Annotated in this window: 19 protein-coding genes and 2 pseudogenes; 19 read left to right on the forward strand and 2 right to left on the reverse strand. The window is 38.7% G+C overall.

The window, feature by feature from the left end:
- The 10 genes and pseudogenes from LLA01S_RS03165 to LLA01S_RS12115 form a co-directional block, all read left to right on the forward strand.
- Positions 1–354: Rgg family transcriptional regulator (locus LLA01S_RS03165; RefSeq protein ID WP_501037290.1), on the forward strand; the 354-nt coding region annotated here is incomplete at its 5' end.
- A 429-nt stretch (positions 355–783) separates the two neighbouring features.
- Positions 784–1,833 (forward strand): KxYKxGKxW signal peptide domain-containing protein, encoded by a 1,050-nt coding sequence (locus LLA01S_RS12885; RefSeq protein WP_232035051.1) that lies wholly within the window; start codon positions 784–786, stop codon positions 1,831–1,833.
- Position 1,834: 1 nt separating this feature from the next.
- Positions 1,835–2,413 (forward strand): hypothetical protein, encoded by a 579-nt coding sequence (locus LLA01S_RS12890; RefSeq protein WP_251909633.1) that lies wholly within the window; start codon positions 1,835–1,837, stop codon positions 2,411–2,413.
- Complete coding sequence (locus LLA01S_RS12895) at positions 2,313–4,193, forward strand: LPXTG cell wall anchor domain-containing protein (RefSeq protein WP_232035049.1); 1,881 nt, start codon at positions 2,313–2,315, stop codon at positions 4,191–4,193. Before LLA01S_RS12890 ends, LLA01S_RS12895 begins: the two co-directional genes overlap by 101 nt.
- A 114-nt stretch (positions 4,194–4,307) precedes the next feature.
- Positions 4,308–6,131: a SpaH/EbpB family LPXTG-anchored major pilin gene (locus LLA01S_RS03180; RefSeq protein WP_061777831.1), complete on the forward strand. Its 1,824-nt coding sequence runs from the start codon at positions 4,308–4,310 to the stop codon at positions 6,129–6,131.
- A gap of 50 nt (positions 6,132–6,181) precedes the next feature.
- A complete protein-coding gene (locus tag LLA01S_RS12900; protein WP_014572923.1) occupies positions 6,182–6,382 on the forward strand; it encodes a sortase A in 201 nt (66 codons plus the stop codon).
- Between the two features lie 21 nt (positions 6,383–6,403).
- Positions 6,404–6,898 (forward strand): annotated as a pseudogene (locus LLA01S_RS12905) (class C sortase); the annotation flags it as partial.
- A gap of 72 nt (positions 6,899–6,970) precedes the next feature.
- Entirely contained in the window at positions 6,971–7,300 is a 330-nt protein-coding gene (locus tag LLA01S_RS12910) for a DUF3990 domain-containing protein (RefSeq protein WP_228764388.1), read from the forward strand.
- A gap of 163 nt (positions 7,301–7,463) precedes the next feature.
- Positions 7,464–7,862 (forward strand): hypothetical protein, encoded by a 399-nt coding sequence (locus LLA01S_RS12110; protein ID WP_021213471.1) that lies wholly within the window; start codon positions 7,464–7,466, stop codon positions 7,860–7,862.
- Between the two features lie 57 nt (positions 7,863–7,919).
- The gene (locus LLA01S_RS12115) at positions 7,920–8,195 is read left to right on the forward strand and encodes a hypothetical protein (protein ID WP_021166121.1); all 276 of its coding nucleotides are present in this window, start codon (positions 7,920–7,922) and stop codon (positions 8,193–8,195) included.
- A gap of 73 nt (positions 8,196–8,268) precedes the next feature.
- Here the strand turns inward: LLA01S_RS12115 and LLA01S_RS03195 are convergent, their stop codons facing one another.
- On the reverse strand, positions 8,269–8,967 hold the full coding sequence (locus tag LLA01S_RS03195; RefSeq protein ID WP_011675731.1) for an LrgB family protein: 699 nt from the start codon (positions 8,965–8,967) through the stop codon (positions 8,269–8,271).
- Positions 8,968–8,985: 18 nt separating this feature from the next.
- Entirely contained in the window at positions 8,986–9,390 is a 405-nt protein-coding gene (locus LLA01S_RS03200; protein ID WP_061777832.1) for a CidA/LrgA family protein, read from the reverse strand.
- A 273-nt stretch (positions 9,391–9,663) separates the two neighbouring features.
- Between LLA01S_RS03200 and rimP the strand changes: the two genes are divergently transcribed.
- The 9 genes and pseudogenes from rimP (at position 9,664) to LLA01S_RS03245 (ending at position 18,677) form a co-directional block, all read left to right on the forward strand.
- On the forward strand, positions 9,664–10,137 hold the full coding sequence (gene rimP, locus LLA01S_RS03205; protein WP_011675733.1) for a ribosome maturation factor RimP: 474 nt from the start codon (positions 9,664–9,666) through the stop codon (positions 10,135–10,137).
- A gap of 167 nt (positions 10,138–10,304) precedes the next feature.
- Entirely contained in the window at positions 10,305–11,453 is a 1,149-nt protein-coding gene (gene nusA, locus LLA01S_RS03210) for a transcription termination factor NusA (RefSeq protein WP_015082212.1), read from the forward strand.
- Positions 11,454–11,617: 164 nt separating this feature from the next.
- Positions 11,618–11,944 carry an RNase P modulator RnpM gene (rnpM, locus tag LLA01S_RS03215; protein ID WP_061777833.1) on the forward strand — a complete coding sequence of 109 codons (327 nt, stop codon included), beginning with the start codon at positions 11,618–11,620 and terminating at the stop codon, positions 11,942–11,944.
- A gap of 2 nt (positions 11,945–11,946) precedes the next feature.
- Positions 11,947–12,252 carry a YlxQ-related RNA-binding protein gene (locus LLA01S_RS03220; protein WP_011675736.1) on the forward strand — a complete coding sequence of 102 codons (306 nt, stop codon included), beginning with the start codon at positions 11,947–11,949 and terminating at the stop codon, positions 12,250–12,252.
- Positions 12,253–12,272: 20 nt separating this feature from the next.
- On the forward strand, positions 12,273–15,125 hold the full coding sequence (gene infB, locus LLA01S_RS03225) for a translation initiation factor IF-2 (protein WP_032949772.1): 2,853 nt from the start codon (positions 12,273–12,275) through the stop codon (positions 15,123–15,125).
- Positions 15,126–15,370: 245 nt separating this feature from the next.
- Positions 15,371–15,730 (forward strand): 30S ribosome-binding factor RbfA, encoded by a 360-nt coding sequence (rbfA, locus tag LLA01S_RS03230; RefSeq protein ID WP_061777834.1) that lies wholly within the window; start codon positions 15,371–15,373, stop codon positions 15,728–15,730.
- Between the two features lie 174 nt (positions 15,731–15,904).
- On the forward strand, positions 15,905–16,852 hold the full coding sequence (gene manA, locus LLA01S_RS03235; protein WP_061777835.1) for a mannose-6-phosphate isomerase, class I: 948 nt from the start codon (positions 15,905–15,907) through the stop codon (positions 16,850–16,852).
- Positions 16,853–17,259: 407 nt separating this feature from the next.
- A pseudogene (locus LLA01S_RS13515) lies at positions 17,260–17,700 on the forward strand (MarR family winged helix-turn-helix transcriptional regulator).
- On the forward strand, positions 17,700–18,677 hold the full coding sequence (locus LLA01S_RS03245; protein WP_061777836.1) for a beta-ketoacyl-ACP synthase III: 978 nt from the start codon (positions 17,700–17,702) through the stop codon (positions 18,675–18,677). Before LLA01S_RS13515 ends, LLA01S_RS03245 begins: the two are co-directional and overlap by 1 nt.
- The last annotated feature ends 53 nt before the right edge of the window (positions 18,678–18,730 follow it).

The following is an 18,730-nucleotide window of genomic DNA, read 5'->3' on the forward strand; positions in this document are numbered from 1 at the left end:
AATTCGGGTTATAATAAATCTTATTATGAGAATGATTTATATTATCGAGTGCTCATTTATCGCTTCCTCTATAAAGTAATCCTTAACTGTATTGATTCTGGAAGGAAAGAAAAAGCTCAGGAAGTGCTCGATATTTCCAAACAGTTCTTTATGCCCGGTGATGTGATGAGTCGTGTCATTATTAATTATGCCGAATCTTTTTTTGTTTATTATTATGTTGATAAACAAAAAGGTAAGAGGCAACTTCAAGACACATTAAAATTTTTAAAAAAAATAGGAGCCGAAGATTTTCGCAAAACACTAAAAATGCAATATGATAAAAGAATAATTAGAGAAAAGCCCAATGAAAGATGAAGGTCGTCACGTCAAAATTTTGGGCTGCAGAATAAAAACTAAACTTGGACTAAAAACTTCATATTTTTAGATTAAGGTCCAAAATTCCATGTGTGATTATTACATGATGTTACAATTGAAAAAGACATATAAAAACCGTTCTTTAAAATGAACGGTTTTTATTTTTTGTTTAAGGTCTATGTAATACAGCTATACAAAGCTCTTTTGTTTTCAAAGCATTAAATAATAAATCAATTTTTTAGTCAAAAAAATAATATTACAAAGCTAGAAAGATTTTTGTTTTGTTAAAATGCTTGCTTCTGTTTTACTTGACGAAACATTATTGCAATGATAAAATAACCTTAAGACAGGAAGGGATTTTCAGGATTTCATCATTAAACAACTTGAGACGACTAAGGAATAAAGATTTAAGAAAGTGAGGTATCGGACATGTACTATTCTAAGCACCAAAAAGGTTATAAAACCAGTCATAAAGTACAAGTGACTCACTTCCGTACTTGGAAATCGGGGAAAAAATGGGTTTATGCTTTTATGGCCTTTAGTCTTCTTGCAGGAGATATTGGTTCAATTCCCCTACTTCAGCATGGACAAGAACAAATAGTACATGCGGCGACTTCCAGCTCAGGAACTTTAGTTCCCAATAGTCCGGCTAGTACGAACAATAATAATGTACTCGCAGGAGACGTATCTACTGCAACAAACTGGACGACCTCAAAGCTAACAGGAGCGGGCTATGGTTCGGGGACATCCACCGCAGGTGGCGGATGGTCAGGTGGGACTTGGACTGCGATTGCAGGCACAACACAAACCAATGCGGTCAGTCTTTTTAATCAACCGCTTGATATGACTCAAAGCCTAACACTGTCAGGCAAGATAACGACAAGTACTAATAGTTCTGTTGCCTCAGCACTTGGGGTAATGCTCTTACCAACAGGGACCTCCCTTAGTCTCAATGTAGGGGGAACGGGAACAGGTATCCTTCCGACAGAAGGAACGCCTAATGCTATCTTTGCTGGGCGAGATATTTTTCCTCTAAACTCTGGTTCGACGTCAATTAATGGACAAAGTGTCGCCAATAATGACTGGACAGGAGGTTCTTACTATCAGATTCGTATTTCTCAGACAGGGGCGAATGGTCTTAAACAAGCGTCTGCTTCTACAAATAACACAGCCAATCCAGTTGTTGGGACAGGCACCTATAACGGTACATCTGGTGAAAGCTATGTCTTGACATGGACGCCAACTACTGGGACTACTACAGGTTCGCTAAGTTATGCACTGACAACAGGCGGTAGCACCTATATTGTCACTTGGCCAAATCTTACCTTGCCCGCTTCAATGCAGGTAGGACTTGCCGCTTCGGCAGGTGGTTGGACATCTACGATGACCTTATACGAACACCACGCTCACTGCAAGCCGAGTCACAGCTCCGGTTCCTGTCAATTATTTGAACAAAGTGACAGGTCAAGCGATTCCTAGTATGGGTCCGAGCACAATCACGGCGAATGTCGGGGATACCGTTGGACTATCGCTTGTTGCTCCGACGACAAGTAGTCCCGATAGCAATAGTTATACTTTTCTAGCACCAGCAGCGCCGGCAGGCTATAATGCCAATTCTTCTACGAATACGGTAATTTCTGCAACGAATCCTGCAAGTTCAACCAATACCGCTGCAACAAAGGTTCAAGCTGTCGCTCAAGGTGCAACAAATCCTAATGTAGTGAACGTGACTTATACGCCGAGCCAACAGACCGTTGCTTTCAATTGGGCACTGGCCTCTGGCAGCACTCTTGCAACACTTCCTGCATCTAAAAGCTACGGCGCAGCAGGAACTGGAGTTACGACCGATAGCTCGGTCGTAACTGACAATCCTTTCGCCTCTACGACCCTCCTTAAAAACTATGCCAGTGACTTGACCTCAGCTGTCCCTGCAGGCTACAACATTACGGATATCACGAATGGCACGACGAGCTATACAGGTGCGACAACTGCAGCAACACTGGCAGCTTTCGCAAGCAGCCAACAACCCGACAGTCAGTGCGACTCAAGCAAGCAATAACTATACGGTCACGCTCACAGCTGCAGCACAAACGGCAACCTTCAACTATGGCTATATCAACACGGCACAGCACACGCCGGCTGTACCCAGCAGTATGACAACGACAGGAGGGACGACAGGAGCGAATGTCGCACAATCACTACCAACTGGCTGGAACACGCCTTCCAATACAGCGATAGCGGCGAATAAAATCCCTTATGGATATTATATCTCTGCCATCTATGCAGGAAACTCTGCAACAGGAACACCGATAGCCACAGGGACGGGAATGGGACCACAAACAACGTCTGGTGCATGGGCTAATTTTCCTGCAACAGGTCAGACCTACGGGGCAACGGGCAATCAATACTATGTTCAACTCTCGCCATATTCAGTCAGAACTTCTTGGAAAGTTTCTGTATTAGGGACGGACCCTGATTACCTTGATGGGCTTGGAAATCAGCCTAATGGTGTTGTGGTAGGTCAAGCAACTCCCAATAATCAAGACAATCTGTTTAGTTATATTGCTACTAATAGCGGTATATCTATGACGACGACAGATAATATCGTCTATACTGATCCTGCAGGAATTCGCTATATCATCACAAGTTATACCTATGCGACGACTGCTGGTGGGACTGGAACGACTTATTCGACATTTGAGGCTCTTCTTGCCGCAAACCCATACATTCCTGCTGGGCTTTATAATCAACCCCTACAATTTGTCACTGTCAACATGATTTCTGACCAGACGAGCATCACATCTAATTCGACAAGTAGCACAACACCGTTAACCCCAGCAACGAACTATATGCCTATCAACGATATCACGGCAAGTACAGATATTGATGGTGTAGATGATGACGGTCTACCTTATGCCATCAATGGCTATAATGCCGTGACCAATATCGTAGGCGGCACGACTAACTACTGGGGAGATGCGACAAACTCTCTGAAACTTCCGATTGGCTCATACACAGAAACTTACTATGCGCTTAATTACTTGAGACTTCAGGCTTACCAAGCACAGTCAACATATACGACAGTCGCTAGTTTTCTTCAAAGTTTGTCTAGTGCCAATCTGGCAAAATATACGGTAAGTTCAACAACCACACTAACCGTCGCTGACGCAACGACTATCTCGGCAAATAATCAGCATATCATTCCTAAAGCCGGCTCTTACAACCCAAGCTCGGATATTCTTAGCGCGACAAATGCTGATGGCACTAATGCTTTTGCATCTGTCAATAATGTTCCGGTCGGGGTGATTATCACAGACAGAGCAGGTAATAATGTTTGGGTCAACAACATGACCGTTAACTTACCCAAAAACAAATTGGTCGTGGGGACTTATAGTGAAAAGTATTATGCTTTAACTGCTAAAGGAGCTGCGGACTATACGACTTGGAAAGCAACAGCAAGTCCAAGTGCTAACACAGTGGGCGACTTTATCAACTCTGGTCAAACAACAAGTGGTGATTATGTGACAGCCACGACGCAACTCACGGTTACAAACTTTATCTTACCCTTTGCAGGTGGGAGTGGAAATCAATTTCTCTATCTAATGATAAGTCTAGCTGCAATCGGAGCGCTCGGACTCTACTTTAGTAAGCGACGTAAAGAAGAAGAATTAGAGTTCGTCCCTGAGCAAGCGGGTTATGGAGCTTCAACAAATACTAAGGGCAACAAGGCAAGGTTTTTCCAAACACTAAGAAAAACCAGACCCTATCGTAAGGTCTTCCATAGCAAAAACCGTATCCATCTGGCGCAAACGCAGCGAAAGGAGGGGAAAAATGATTAAGAAAATAAGAGGAAACTCTACTTAACCTTAGAACTTCATTTAGCTACAAAAGTGCGATAAGCAGAGATGAGCGCACAGCCTCAGACTCAATCAAACAAAAATAGGAGAAAAAACATGAAACTCAATTCACTTAACAAAAAATTTGCCCTTGCTAGCGTTAGTCTTCTGACAATTAGCACATTAGCAGGATTTGGTGGGCTAGTAAATGTTAATGCTAAAACTACGGTTGTAACTGACCAAGTCTCAAATGGTGAAGTTGCTATCTATGCCCAATCAGCAGCAGGTAATGCAGTCGCAACGACCAACAACGATGGTACAAACCCTGATACAGGTGTTGCCAACAACCAAACAGGTGGACAAGCAGGAAATACTGGTACAACTAAAAATGACGGGAGCCAACAATCAAGCCTTGAAGGTTCAACTCCGAGTGTAATGGCTAATGTGACATTCTCAGCTACCAAATACACAGGAACAGGCGTTCCTACGGGTGTTGCCGATTCGGCATTCAATGGTGCAAAAGTCACAGCGACTTCAGCTCCTTCAGGACTTGCTGATTTTACTGGCTTGGCAGATGGTTATTACCTTTTCCATCAAGTAACAACAGTCAACGGGATTACAACAGTTGGCGACTTTATCGTCCAAGTCAATCATAATGATAGTCAAGCCGGCATCGTCAACGTCTATCCAAAATTAGATATGTCAAGTTCGGCAGGTTTAGGGACAAGTGCCACAACAAACGCCGATGATAACTTTAATGGTTCAACACCAAACCAAATTGCTAATCCAAATGCAACAGGCGATTCTGACCAAACACTTACAAACTCAGATAATAATGCTGGTAATGAAAATCTTGCTAATGGAACATGGGTAAACAATGGTGATAACCAAAATACAACGACTGCAGCAGCCGGAAATACAGTGAGCTGGAATGTGAACACAGTCTTTGACTCTTCACAAACAAATAATGGAAATGGTACAACTGGTGTAACAGGAACTTATGTTGTGACCGACCAATTACCAAATAACCTTGTGGATAGCTCAACAGCTGCAGATGGTACTGTTATCGTGAATGTCACAGACGGTAGCGGAGCGAAAGTCGGGACATTGACAGCTACAACAGACTATACAGTCACAAATGACGGTAACGGTAAAATCATTGTAACTTTGACTCCTGTAGGTCAACAACATGCGGCGAGCTTGCTTGGAAATGCCGATGGTGCATTGAATATCATCATTCCTTCTACGGTTAAGACGGCTGTTGTTGACTCAGCAAAAGACTCGGCAACAACAGCCATCACGAATGCTTATGGGGCTGACCTTTCAATGACTGCCGCTGTTCAGTCTACATTGAATGTTGGTGGAGTTGACATGACGAAGACAGACGCCTCAACGAGCGATGCCTTGAAAGGTGCAACATTTACGGTAGTCCGTGCGGACAATAAAGCTGATGCCCAAGCTTTTGTCATTGCCAATGCAGCCTACTTTAATAACTCGGCAGCTGGCGGTTCAGTGGCAAATCCAACTTTGGCTAAGGCAGCCTTTGTCACAGGGGATTCCAATGGTAACGCAAGTACGACAGCAACCACACCAGTGACGTTCACGACTGGAGAAGATGGTATTGCAACATTTAGCGGTTTGAACTTGGTAGATGACAATACAGATACTACTAATACAAGCAACTACTACCTTGTCGAAGTTGCCGCACCAAAAGGTTATCAACTTCCAGCACCAAATACAGCAGCAAACTTGACAGGCGCTGTGACAGCTAGTACCGCACCTACTGCGACTGACACAACCATTACTAATATCAAACCATTTGCTTTGCCATTTACTGGTGGACAAGGATTGGCAGGGATTATCGCTATTGCCACAGTCTCAGGAGTTGTAGCCTTTGCCATCAAACGTCGTAAAGATAATGAAGAAGAAGTCGTAAAATAAGCTAGATTACCTTTGATAAAATGAAAATCTAATTAGTAAGGAGGGGAATAATGGCAAGAAAAAAACCAAAAACCTCCCGTAAAAAGGGCTTTAGTTTACGAAATATACTAAGTGTGATTTTGGCAATTATCGCAATCGGATTACTTTTTTATCCGATTGTGGTTAATTACCTAGCAGGACAACAAAACGTCAAATCAGTCCAAAAATATGATAATCAACTGTCCACAATTGGAAACTCGAAAGTTAAGTAACTACTTGCTCAGTCTCAATTATACAATGCACAGCTTTACAACGAATACATCTATGATGCAAGTCAGCATATTGCATGGAATAAACCTATTCCCAACTATAACAATGTTTTAAAAGTTGATTCTACAGGAATGATGGGCTTTATCACGATTCCACAGATTAAGGTCAATGATATTCCAATCTATCATGGAGATTCTGAAACGATTTTAGGGCTTGGTGTTGGTCATGTGCCCCAATCTTCTTTACCAATCGGAGGAAACAATACTCACACCGTTTTGCCTGCACATTCTGGTCGAGTGAATGATACTTTATTTACTAATCTGGACAAACTTAAGAATGGGTACGTCTTTTATTTACACGTCTTAGATTTAACTCTAAAATATAAGATTGATGATATTCGGATTGTTGCCCCAAATCAAGTTTCGTCATTGAGCATCGAAAAAGGTCGAGATTTAGTAACTTTAGTTACTTGTTATCCGACAGGGATTAATAATAAAAGGTTATTGGTCACTGGCGAGCGTGTTCCTATATCTAAGGTATTACCCCAAGAAAAAGTCCAACGAAATCAGTTTGGTTATAATTTTTGGGTGATGCTTGGTTCGGGTCTGTTACTGCTTTTGGGGCTTCTCTATCTTTTATGGTTACTCTTAGGCTCGAGACATAAGCTGTATCATGTTGCTGACAGAAAAATAGAAGAACCAAAGCTTTCAGATGGACAGTTAAGGGGAGAGTTTGGAGAAGGGTTTTATTTGACTGACTCCAAGAAACTAGCTAATCAATGGTTAGATGAACAAGCTCATAAAAAAAATCAAAATCCTGATGAACTCCTTATAAATGTTTATCGCCTGAAAAAAATAAAAAATTTATCTCGTTGGATATTTAAAGATAAGACAGAAAACTGGCAACATTATATCCTTTAAAAACAAGGATATGGGGATGAGAAACATGCGCTTGTTGTGGGTCCTGTATTTACCAGTGATAAGAAAGTCATGAAATATGCTTTGAAAACAGAAGAAGCATTTGAGCATCTAAAGTATATTAAATGCTTGAATAAAAATAAATCAAAGAAAGGGGGAGGAAGAATTGACTAAAAGGATCAAATTAATGAGCATTTTAGCGTTTGCTTTGGTTTTGATTTTTGGATTTGTCAGTCAAAACGCTTTTGCTGATAGCCGTTTAACAATTGTAAAATATGGATTAATCCCAGGGGCATCTGGTTTTAGCGAGAATCAGACGACAAATGATGGACTAAAAATTAACAACCTCCCCTTGGATAATTTGGGCAATGAGCTTTCGGTAGTGTCTGGAATTCATTATTTAGTCTATGAAATCTCACCTATTGGGGATGGTTCAGAGCTTACGGCAACAAATCCTCCACAATCAAGTTATAGAATTTCGAAAGAAATTGCTGACTTAGTGACTGATTCAAATGGTGTGACCAGTCTTTCTGTGAGCGATGGTTATTATCTGATTGAAGAGTAAAGTAACCCACAAAAGGGTCTGCTAAAGCCTGCTCTACCTTTAGTTGTAAAGCTGCCAGTGACTGGATTGAATAATGTTTATATTTATCCTAAGTCTAGTGTAGATAAAGAAGAAACAATTAGTCCTCCACAAGCAAAGCCTCAACCTAAGCCTAAGCCGATTGAAGTTCCTAATGCACCTAAAAAGGTTGATGATTCTTCTAAGAAAGTATTTGGATTATTACCAAAAACGGGCGTAGTGAGCTCCTTACTATTGACTTCTTATGGCTTTGCTTTATTCTTGATTATCATTCTTTTAAAAAAGCACATCAAAAACGAAGAAGAAGTTAAGTGAAATAATAACTCCTAGGCAGATAAAAAAACGCTGGACAAGTAAAGTTCAACGTTTTTTTTTTTAAAATAGATAGTTAATAACCGAGAATAATTTTAGCGATGATTGGTGCGAAGATAACATACATGATACCAGTGACACCAATACTGAGTGCTGCCATTGCTCCTTGCGTTTTACCAAGTTCGATCGCTGTTCCAGTTCCGACAGCATGTCCAGTTCCTCCAAGGGCAATTCCTTGAGCAACAGGGTCTGTAATTCTAAAGAGTTTTAATAATGGACCGCCAAGCACACTGGTGAGAATTCCTGTAGCAACCACGACAACAACGGTAATTTGTTCCACGCCATGCATTTTATCAGAAATTCCCATAGCCATTGCAGTAGTTACTGATTTTGGGAAGATTGAAAGAGAGGCGAGTTTACTGAGGCTGAAAAATTTAGCACAGAGAGCAGTAAAGACACAATTGACTAATGCCGCAATAGCAATTGAGCTAACGATTGAACGCGCGTGGTGTTTCATTAAATGGAAAGTTTTATAAAGAGGAATTCCAAGAGCAACGGTACTAGGACCGATGAGGTCATTGATGATTGAACCCCCAATATAATAATTTTTATAAGGAATATGAGCTAGTGAGAGAATGAGAATAATGACGACAGTAGCAAAGAGGAGAGGATTTGTCCAAGGCTTACGAAAGTTTTCATTAATTCGTACACCAATCATAAAGACAAGAACGGTAAGGACAAAGCCAAAGAGTGGGTCAGTAGTGATAATGTTCATGATTTTAAATACTCCAAATTATTGGTCTTCAGTAGACGATGTGACGTTAGTATCTGGTTTTAAAGCGACATAGTCGCCTTCAAATTTCACTTTAATCCACTCGACTAATTTTCCTAAGATAAGCATATTGATAACAAGTGCTCCAACAACAATCAAGAGAATTTGTGCCCAAAAATGACTGATTAAATTCCACTTGGCCATGATTCCGACACCAGCGGGTAAAAATAAAATGGTCATATTATTAATAAGAAAACTTCCTGCTTCATCAACATGACGAAATTCTAAAAGTTTAAATTGCAGGGCGAGAAAAAGTAGTATCATTCCTAAAATAGAGCCAGGAACCGGTAAACGAAAAATGTTTGAGATGACATTTCCAATAAAAGAAAAGCCAAAAATGATTAATAATTGCAGGTAAATTTTCATATTTGTTAACTCCCTAAGTTAATTACGGATAATTTTTACAACAATTTTTATTGTACTCTTTGAAATAGGGTTTTTCAAGGATAAGCTGGTATTGCTTTTATGAAAATAATCTTGAAAAATTTTTTTATAAAGTCCACTTGACATTTGCTTAAAACATGTTATAATTAAAATAAATAAACTATTAGAAAGGAGCGTTCGCAAGGGCGCTCCTTCTCTTGTGTTTTAAAATTGAAGTTGATTTCAACTTTGGATTTTATGAAAGGAGAATTGCCTATGAATGATGTTGTAAAAATTGTAGAAGATTTCATTAAACCTCATATTCCAAAACCCTTTGAACTCTTTGCTGTTGAATGGGAAAAATTTGGCGGAGATATGATGCTTTCAATTCTGGTGGATAAAGAAGGCGGAATCGAAATTGATGAAACAGCAGAACTAAGTGAACTTATTTCACCTTTGCTTGATACCATCAGCCCAGATCCATTTCCAACAGAAGGTTATCTATTAGAAGTTGCAAGTCCGGGAGCTGAACGTCCGTTGCGTAAGGCTGAACATTTTGCTGGTGCAGTTGGTGAGTATATCTTTGTTAAACTTTATCAAAAAATCAATAATGAAAAAGAATTTACTGGTGATTTGGTTAGTTTTGACGGGGAAAATTTAGTAGTAGATGTTTTAGATAAGACGCGTCATAAAAATATTGAAATTCCTTTATCTGCTGTTGCAAAAGCACAAACGATGGTGAAATTTTAAAGAATTCTGAATGGATTTAATTAATTTTCTACTGGGAAATTAATTTTCCTTAGCTGAGTTCGATTTCCTTGAGTTAGGTGAAATCGGAAAAATTTCCTTGATTCAAGGTAGTCGAACTTAGCAGATATTAAAAATGAAATTTTCTTATAAAAGAAAGAGAGAAAAAAATGAGCAAAGAAATGCTGAACGCCTTTGCAATGTTAGAAGAGCAAAAAGGAATTAAATCTGAGATTGCTATTGAAGCGATTGAGCAAGCTATCACAGCAGCTTACAAGCGTCAATATGGTCAAGCACAAAATGTTAAAGTTATCTTTGATGAAAAGAAAGGAAACTTTAATGTTTATTCTACTCGTGAAGTAGTAGATGAAGTTTTTGATAGTCGTCTCGAAATTTCTCTTGAAGATGCTCATGAATTAAATCCTCATTATGAAATTGGGGACAAAATCATGTTTGAAGAAAAACCAAAAGATTTTGCTCGTACTGCTGCAGGGGCTGCTAAACAAGTCATCATGCAAAAAATGCGTGAAGAAGAACGCACAATCATTTACAACGAATATAGCCGTTACAAGGACGAAATTATCCAAGGGACTGTTGAAAAAGTTGATGCACGTGCCGTTTATGTAAATCTTGGACGTGTTGATGCACTTTTGACTAAGAAAGACCAAATTCCACAAGAAAACTTCCATGTGGGTGACCGTGTGAAGGTTTATGTGACTGATGTTGTCTTGACTCCAAAAGGAACTCGTGTCTTTATTTCTCGTACTGCGCCTGATATGCTCAAACGCATGTTTGAAAAAGAAATTCCTGAAGTTTTTGATGGAACTGTTGAAATCAAATCTATTGCTCGTGATGCTGGTGACCGTGCGAAGGTCATCGTTCAAAGTCATGATGAAAATGTTGATGCGATTGGTACAATGGTTGGGGCTAAAGGTTCACGTATTCAAGGAATTATTCGCGAACTTGCTGGCGAAAAAATGGATATCATTGAATGGTCAGAAGACAAAGCAACTCTTGTAGCTAATGCTTTGAAACCTGCTCGTATTGAACAAGTTTTGATTACTGCTGATGGTTCAAGTCTGGCTGTTGTTGCTCGTGACCAATTGTCACTTGCCATTGGTAAACGCGGACAAAATGTTCGTCTTGCTGCTCACGTCACAAATAGCAAGATTGATATTAAAGCTGCTGACGAGTTTAACATGGACGATTATGAATTTGTTGGTGAAGCTGACGAAGAAACTCCAACTCTTGAAGTTGAGGAAACAATCTCAGTTGATGAAGTTGTTGAAGAACCAGTAGTTAGCGAAAGTGAAGAATAAATTTTAAAAGTTGAAAAATTTACTGACAGAACGTAAAAGATTAGTAGAAGCATAAAGGTTCTAGGAATTTCTTTTTAATAAGTCTGTCAGTAAAATGACTGAGAGTTTAGGAATCAAAAAATGGCTGTCAGTCACTTTTTCAACAGAAATTTTGAGGATTTTCGATGAAGCAGAAAAAAATTCCAATGAGAAAATCTTTAGTTTCAAATGAGCAATTTCCCAAACGGGATTTATTGCGCATTGCCTACAACAAAGAGGGAGAAATTTTAATTGACCCTTCTGGCAAGGCACATGGGCGCGGAGCTTATATTGCAATTCTTAATAAAGAAGCAAAAGAAGCTAAGAAAAAACGCGTATTTGACCGAGCTTTTCAAACTAAAATCGCTGATGAGTTTTATGATGAATTAATCACTTATGTTGAACACCTTGTTGCTCGACGTGAACTTGAATCGACAACTTATTCTGCTGATTTAGCGCCGGATTATGACTAAAGATGGATAAAAAACAACAGATTTCAAATTTGCTAGGTATTGCAAAACGTGCGGGTAAAATTATTAGTGGAGAAGAATTGGTGATTAAGTCAATTCAATCGAATAAGGCAAGACTTATTCTTCTTGCTAATGATGCCGCAGCAAATTTGAGTAAAAGAATTACTGATAAATCAAATTATTATGAGATTCCTGTCTCAACACTCTTTACAGAAATAGAATTATCGCACGCTATAGGCCAAAATCGTAAGGTTATTGCGCTTGTGGACGATGGATTTGCAAAGAAAATGGAGAGCCTCATGAACAATTGATCATATAAGGAGGACAAAGATTGTCTGATAAAAAACGTATTAACCAAATTGCTAAAGAAACTGGATTATCAAATACTGAGCTTGTCGCAACTGCACAATCACTCGGTTTTGAAGTGAAATCACATTCAAGCTCTGTAACAGCAGAACAAGCGGAAAAAATCATTCAAGGTGTAAAAACAGGCACTGATACTATTGTTAAACCTGCTGAAAAAACTGTTAAAGCTAAAACTAAGACTGTTCCAGAAACAGCAAAAAGTAAACAAGAGGACCACCCACGTACTTTTGCTGGGAAAGCAGTCGTTGAAGATCCAGCTATTTTAGCAAGAATCAAAGAAAAAGAAGAAGCTAAAAAGGCTGCTAAAACAGAAGCCGAACCGATTGAAGAGGTTATTACTACGGAAAAACCAAAAGTGGCTGAGCCAGTTAAAAAATCTGAACCTAAAGCCGCAGCAAAAGCTGAAGAAACAAAGGTTGAAAAAGTAGAAGCCAAAGCCAAAACAGTAACTCCAAAAGCTGAAGTAAAAACAGAAAATGTTGCTGACAAAAAAGAACCAGTTGTTACTGAAGAGAAGAAAAAATCATTGACTCAAAAACCAAGAATTCAAATTAAAGTTATCAAACGTGCCGAAGATATCAAAAAAGAACAAGCTGCTGCTCGTCCTGAAAAGAAAAAATTCGACAAAAATCGCAACGATAGAAACAACCGTAATGATAACCGCCGTCCAAACCAAAATGGAAATGGTCAAGGCCATTCACAAGGTGGAAATCATTATGATAAAAACCGTCCAGCTGGTCAAGGACAAAATCAAGGGCAAAAACGTGATAAATTTGCTTCATCAGGTAGCAGCTCTACAAGTGATACCTTTACTCCAGCTGCTTCAGGGAAAAATAATCGTCGTGATCGTGACCGCAAAAAAACGGATAGCAACCGCGATAATACAAAAGATGGTAACCGCAAAGGTGGACCACTTCGCGTAAACGATAATCGTAATCAAGTCCGTAATGCTCGTAACTCAAATTGGAATCAAAAAGGTGGTCGTGGTCGTTACCAAAATAACCAATCTTCAAATGTTCCAGCAACTCAACGTAAATTCCATGAATTGCCAGAAAGTCTTGAATATGAAGTAGGAATGAACGTTCAAGATATTGCTAAATCAATCAAACGTGAACCGGCTGAAATTATCAAAAAACTCTTCATGATGGGAACAATGGTCAATCAAAACCAATCGCTTGATGAAGATACAATCGAATTAATCCTTATGGATTATGGTGTGACACCACTTAAAAAGGTTGAAGAAGATAAATCAGATATTGAACGTTTGTTTGTTGAAGATGGTTATCTTAATGAAGATAAAATGGTTGAACGTCCAGCAGTTGTAACAATTATGGGACACGTTGACCATGGTAAAACGACTTTGCTTGACCGTTTCCGTGAATCTCGCGTAACTGAAGGCGAAGCTGGTGGTATCACTCAACATATTGGGGCTTACCAAATTAAAACCAATGGCAAGAAAATTACTTTCCTTGACACACCAGGTCACGAAGCCTTCACTTCTATGCGTGCTCGTGGTGCTTCAGTCACTGATATTACAATCCTCGTTGTTGCTGCTGATGACGGTGTAATGCCTCAAACAATTGAAGCAATTAATCACTCTAAAGCTGCTGGCGTGCCAATTATTGTAGCCATTAACAAGATTGATAAACCAGGGGCTAATCCACAACGTGTGACACAAGAATTGACTGAACATGGTGTTTTCCCAGTTGCTTGGGATCCAGAAAATGGTTCAGAATTTGTTGAAATTTCAGCTAAATTCAACCAGAATCTTGAGGAATTGTTAGATACAGTTCTTCTTGTGGCAGAAGTGCAAGAGCTCAAAGCTGACCCATCTGTTCGAGCAATTGGTACTGTTGTTGAAGCACGTCTTGACCAAGGTAAAGGGGCGATTGCAACTCTCTTGGTTCAACAAGGGACACTTCATATCCAAGACCCAATCGTTGTCGGAAATACTTACGGTCGTGTACGTACAATGACAAACGACCTTGGACGCCGAATTAAAGAAGCTGGTCCATCAACACCAATTGAGTTAACAGGTCTTTCAGATGTTCCTCAAGCGGGTGACCACTTTGCGGTATTTGAAGATGAAAAAGCAGCCCGCGCTGCTGGTGAAGAACGTGCTAAACGCGCTCAATTAATTAAACGTCAAAATACACGTCGTGTTAACTTGGATAATCTCTTTGACACACTTAAAGAAGGTCAAACTAAATCTGTTAACATTATCATCAAAGCGGATGTACAAGGTTCAGCAGAAGCACTTGCCGCTTCACTTCAAAAAATTGAAGTTGAAGGTGTAAAAGTTGATATCGTCCATTCAGCTGTTGGAGCAATTTCAGAATCTGATATTTCTCTTGCTGCAGCATCAAATGCGATTATCATTGGTTTCAATGTTCGTCCAACTGGTCTTGCTCGTGAACAAGCAGCGCAAGAAGAAGTTGACATCCGCTTGCACAGTATCATTTATAAAGTAATTGAAGAAGTTGAAACTGCGATGCGTGGAATGCTTGACCCAGAATTCAAAGAAGAAATCATCGGTGAAGCAATTGTTCGCGAAACATTCAACGTTTCTAAAGTGGGTACAATTGCCGGATTCATGGTTATTCGTGGTAAAGTGACTCGTGATGCTTCAGTTCGTGTTATCCGTGAAGGTGTCGTGATTCATGATGGTGCCATTGCCAGCCTTAAACATTTTAAAGATGATGTTAAAGAAGTCGGAAATGCTCAAGAAGGTGGTTTGATGGTTGAAGACTTCAATGATGTTGAAATTGATGATACATTTGAAGTTTACAAAATGGTTGAAATCGAACGTAAAAAATAAGATGTGAGGAAGATTCGCTTAGAAGTTAAGAGAAATGCCATTCGACTTGCGACTATAGTCGTATAGCGAGAATGGACAACGCAGTAGCAAAAGTGCGGAGATAGGAAAATTTAGGATTCACACAAGTTGTGGTTCTGTATTTCACCTATTTTCAATGATTTCTAGGACTATTGACTCACTTAAAAAAATGTAAAAATAGTTTCATACTTATTTCTTACATTTTGAAATAAATTAGGAGGAAAAAAATGGGAAATTCTTTTCGTAGCGACCGTGTCGCAGTAGAGATTCAACGCGAAATCAATGATATTTTGCGCAATAAAGTTCGCGATCCACGTGTACAAGATGTTAATATTACTGATGTTCAATTGACAGGCGATTTGAGTCAAGCGACTGTTTATTATAGTCTCTTGTCAAACTTAGCTTCTGACAATGAAAAAGCTGCCACTGCTTTGAAAAAAGCAACTGGACTTTTCAAAAGTGAATTGGCAAAACGAATGACTATTTTTAAAATTCCAGATTTAACTTTTTCAAAAGATGAATCTGTTGAATATGGTTCAAAAATTGACGAGCTCTTACGTGGGCTTAACGATAAATCAGAATATTAATTAAAAAGTTACTGACAGAAAAAGTTGAATCTATTCTCTATAGAGATAGATTCTGCACCTTTTGTCAGTAATTTTTTGTCTTAAAATTACTGACAAATTGTTCTAGATAAATTTTGTGATATAATAGACATTGTGAAATGAAAGCGAATAAAATCTGCTCATTTGGAGGAAAATATGAAAGAACCATTGTTTTTGAACTCAGTTTTGCAAGAAAAAATCTGGGGCGGCGACCATTTGAAAGAATTTGGCTATGATTTGCCATCCGATAAAGTTGGCGAATATTGGGCCATTTCTGCTCATCCACATGGCCTGTCAACAATTGCTAATGGCGAATTTAAAGGTCAAAAGCTTGACCAATTATACGCAAGTCACCGCGAATTGTTTGGTGACAGTAAAAAGGAAATCTTTCCTTTATTAACTAAAATTTTAGATGCCAATGATTGGCTTTCTGTACAAGTTCATCCAGATGATGAATATGGACAAAAACATGAGGGTGAACTGGGAAAAACTGAATGTTGGTACATAATTTCAGCTGAACCAGGAGCTGAAATTATCTATGGTCATAATGCCAAATCACGTGAAGAGCTCGCTGAAATGATTAAATCTGGTGATTGGGATCATTTGTTGCGTAAAGTGAAAGTGAAAACGGGTGATTTCTTCCATGTTCCATCAGGAACAATGCACGCAATTGGTGCTGGAATTGTCATTCTTGAAACACAACAATCTTCTGATACGACTTACCGTGTTTATGATTTCGACCGTAAAGATGACCAAGGAAATCTTCGTGAATTACATATTCAACAATCGATTGATGTCTTGAATATTCCGGGCGACAAAGTTCCTGAAAATCAAGTTAAAACTGAAAAATTTGCTGATGCAGAAATTAAAACTCTTGTGAAATCAGACTTCTTTGATGTTTATAAATGGCAAATTCATGGTGACCATGAATTTGCCAAAGTTGCTGATTACACTTTGGTTTCTGTCCTTGATGGCGAAGGGAAACTGACTGTTGATGGAAATGAATATCCCTTGAAAAAAGGTGCTCATTTTATCTTACCAAGCAATGTTGAAAACTGGACTTTATCTGGTCAATTAGAAATTATTGCCAGCAATCCAGCCTAATCAAATGAAAAATTACTGACGAAAGTTCAAAAAAATTCTGTCAGTAATTTTTTTTTGACAAAATTTCTGTCAGTAAAAATAGCATTTTTACAGATAAAAACTGTGGATTTTTAAAAAAATTTAAAAATGTTGACGTTTTCTAAAAATTATTACTTGCAAATCATTCTAAAAAATAATATAATTTGATACAGAAAATCATTTGCAATATAAAAACAAATTGAGTTCATCTTGCGCGAAAGATAAAATAGATTATTAATCAGGGGATAAATTGATGATATTTTGCTATCAGTTTATCCCCTGTCTAAATGTAATAATAAAAGCCCATAGGGACTTTTATTTATTTCGGTTTCCTATTTTTACTAATGTCTAAAGTCGGACTCACATCTAAAAAATGAAGAGGATGACAGATGAAAACAGATTTTGATAAGGTAAATGAATGGCTGATTCAACTCTTTCATGATTTTATGATATTAGAGGAGCAATTCTTAAAAGATTCAGCTTATTCAGATGTAACAGTAAAAGAATTACAAATTTTGACACTCGTCCATACGTTGGGGACTTGTTGAGCAACAGATATTGCCAAAAATCAAAAATTGGCCTTATCAACTATCACAATTACCCTCAATCGTTTAGAAGATAAAGGTTACATTGAACGTAAACGTTCAACAGCGGACCGACGAGTGACTCATATTATACTGACATCAAAAGGTGACGAGCTTTGCGCCACTCATCGTGAGTTTTTCCATATGATTACTGACAATCTATTTGATAGTGTTTATGGAACAACTGAAAACAAGCTAGCTGGTGAACTTGCAGCTCTGCATAATTCTTTGGAGAATATGAAATAATGAATTTTGCGAAAATCACGCAAGCGGCACATTATGTGCCAGAAAACGTAGTATCTAATGATGACTTATCAAAAATTATGGATACTAATAATGAATGGATTTACAGTCGAACAGGAATTAAAAATCGTCATATTTCAACTGGGGAAAATACTTCAGATTTAGCAACAAAAGTTGTTAAACAGTTGATTGAAAATTCTGGGGTAGACCCAGAATTGATAGATTTTATTATTGTTGCTACTGTGACCCCTGATTCAATGATGCCCTCAACAGCCGCACGCGTTCAAGCGCAAGTAGGTGCAACTAATGCATTTGCTTACGACTTGACCGCGGCATGCTCAGGATTTGTTTTTGCACTATCAACCGCAGAAAAATTAATTTCCTCAGGTGCTTATCAACGTGGGATTGTCATTGGGGCAGAAGTATTCTCAAAAGTAATTGACTGGTCAGACCGGTCAACAGCCGTTCTTTTTGGAGATGGTGCTGCTGGTGTACTCTTGGACAATAGTGGAAGTCAACCTCTTATTATTGCTGAAAAAATGCAGACAGATGGCAAGCGAGGTGGAAGTTTACTTTCTAGCTACGCTGATATTCAAACGCCTTTTGCCTCTGTTTCATACGAGGGTTCAAACTTGAGTATGGAAGGGCGAGCAATTTTTGATTTTGCTGTACGCGATGTTCCAAAGAACATTCAAGCAACATTAGAAAAATCTGACCTTGCTGCTGAAGAAATAGATTATTATCTCCTTCATCAAGCAAATTCAAGAATTCTTGATAAAATGGCTAAAAAGTTAGGCGTGACAAGGAATAAGTTCCTCCAAAATATGCAAGAATATGGCAATACATCGGCAGCAAGTATCCCTATATTGTTGTCAGAATCCGTAAAAAATGGTATATTTAGTTTGGACGGTCAAACAAAAGTCGTCTTGACAGGATTTGGTGGTGGCCTCACTTGGGGCACAGCAATTATTAATTTATAAGAGTCAAAAAGTTTAGCCTGCTTTTGGTAAGTTGTCTACTTTAAATTTTAAAG

Source organism: Lactococcus cremoris subsp. cremoris NBRC 100676, assembly GCF_001591705.1.
Lineage (GTDB): Bacteria > Bacillota > Bacilli > Lactobacillales > Streptococcaceae > Lactococcus > Lactococcus cremoris.

Excerpts from the sequence above, each read along its gene's own strand:
- nusA (WP_015082212.1), top strand. The coding sequence starts at position 10,305 with ATGAGCAAAGAAATGCTGAACGCCTTTGCAATGTTAGAAGAGCAAAAA.
- LLA01S_RS03220 (WP_011675736.1), top strand. The coding sequence starts at position 11,947 with ATGGATAAAAAACAACAGATTTCAAATTTGCTAGGTATTGCAAAACGT.
- LLA01S_RS12885 (WP_232035051.1), top strand. The coding sequence starts at position 784 with ATGTACTATTCTAAGCACCAAAAAGGTTATAAAACCAGTCATAAAGTA.
- LLA01S_RS03195 (WP_011675731.1), bottom strand. The coding sequence starts at position 8,967 with ATGAACATTATCACTACTGACCCACTCTTTGGCTTTGTCCTTACCGTT.
- LLA01S_RS12910 (WP_228764388.1), top strand. The coding sequence starts at position 6,971 with ATGCTTGGTTCGGGTCTGTTACTGCTTTTGGGGCTTCTCTATCTTTTA.
- rnpM (WP_061777833.1), top strand. The coding sequence starts at position 11,618 with ATGAAGCAGAAAAAAATTCCAATGAGAAAATCTTTAGTTTCAAATGAG.
- LLA01S_RS12890 (WP_251909633.1), top strand. The coding sequence starts at position 1,835 with ATGGGTCCGAGCACAATCACGGCGAATGTCGGGGATACCGTTGGACTA.
- LLA01S_RS12900 (WP_014572923.1), top strand. The coding sequence starts at position 6,182 with ATGGCAAGAAAAAAACCAAAAACCTCCCGTAAAAAGGGCTTTAGTTTA.
- rimP (WP_011675733.1), top strand. The coding sequence starts at position 9,664 with ATGAATGATGTTGTAAAAATTGTAGAAGATTTCATTAAACCTCATATT.
- rbfA (WP_061777834.1), top strand. The coding sequence starts at position 15,371 with ATGGGAAATTCTTTTCGTAGCGACCGTGTCGCAGTAGAGATTCAACGC.
- LLA01S_RS03245 (WP_061777836.1), top strand. The coding sequence starts at position 17,700 with ATGAATTTTGCGAAAATCACGCAAGCGGCACATTATGTGCCAGAAAAC.
- LLA01S_RS03180 (WP_061777831.1), top strand. The coding sequence starts at position 4,308 with ATGAAACTCAATTCACTTAACAAAAAATTTGCCCTTGCTAGCGTTAGT.
- LLA01S_RS03200 (WP_061777832.1), bottom strand. The coding sequence starts at position 9,390 with ATGAAAATTTACCTGCAATTATTAATCATTTTTGGCTTTTCTTTTATT.
- LLA01S_RS12895 (WP_232035049.1), top strand. The coding sequence starts at position 2,313 with ATGGCACGACGAGCTATACAGGTGCGACAACTGCAGCAACACTGGCAG.
- manA (WP_061777835.1), top strand. The coding sequence starts at position 15,905 with ATGAAAGAACCATTGTTTTTGAACTCAGTTTTGCAAGAAAAAATCTGG.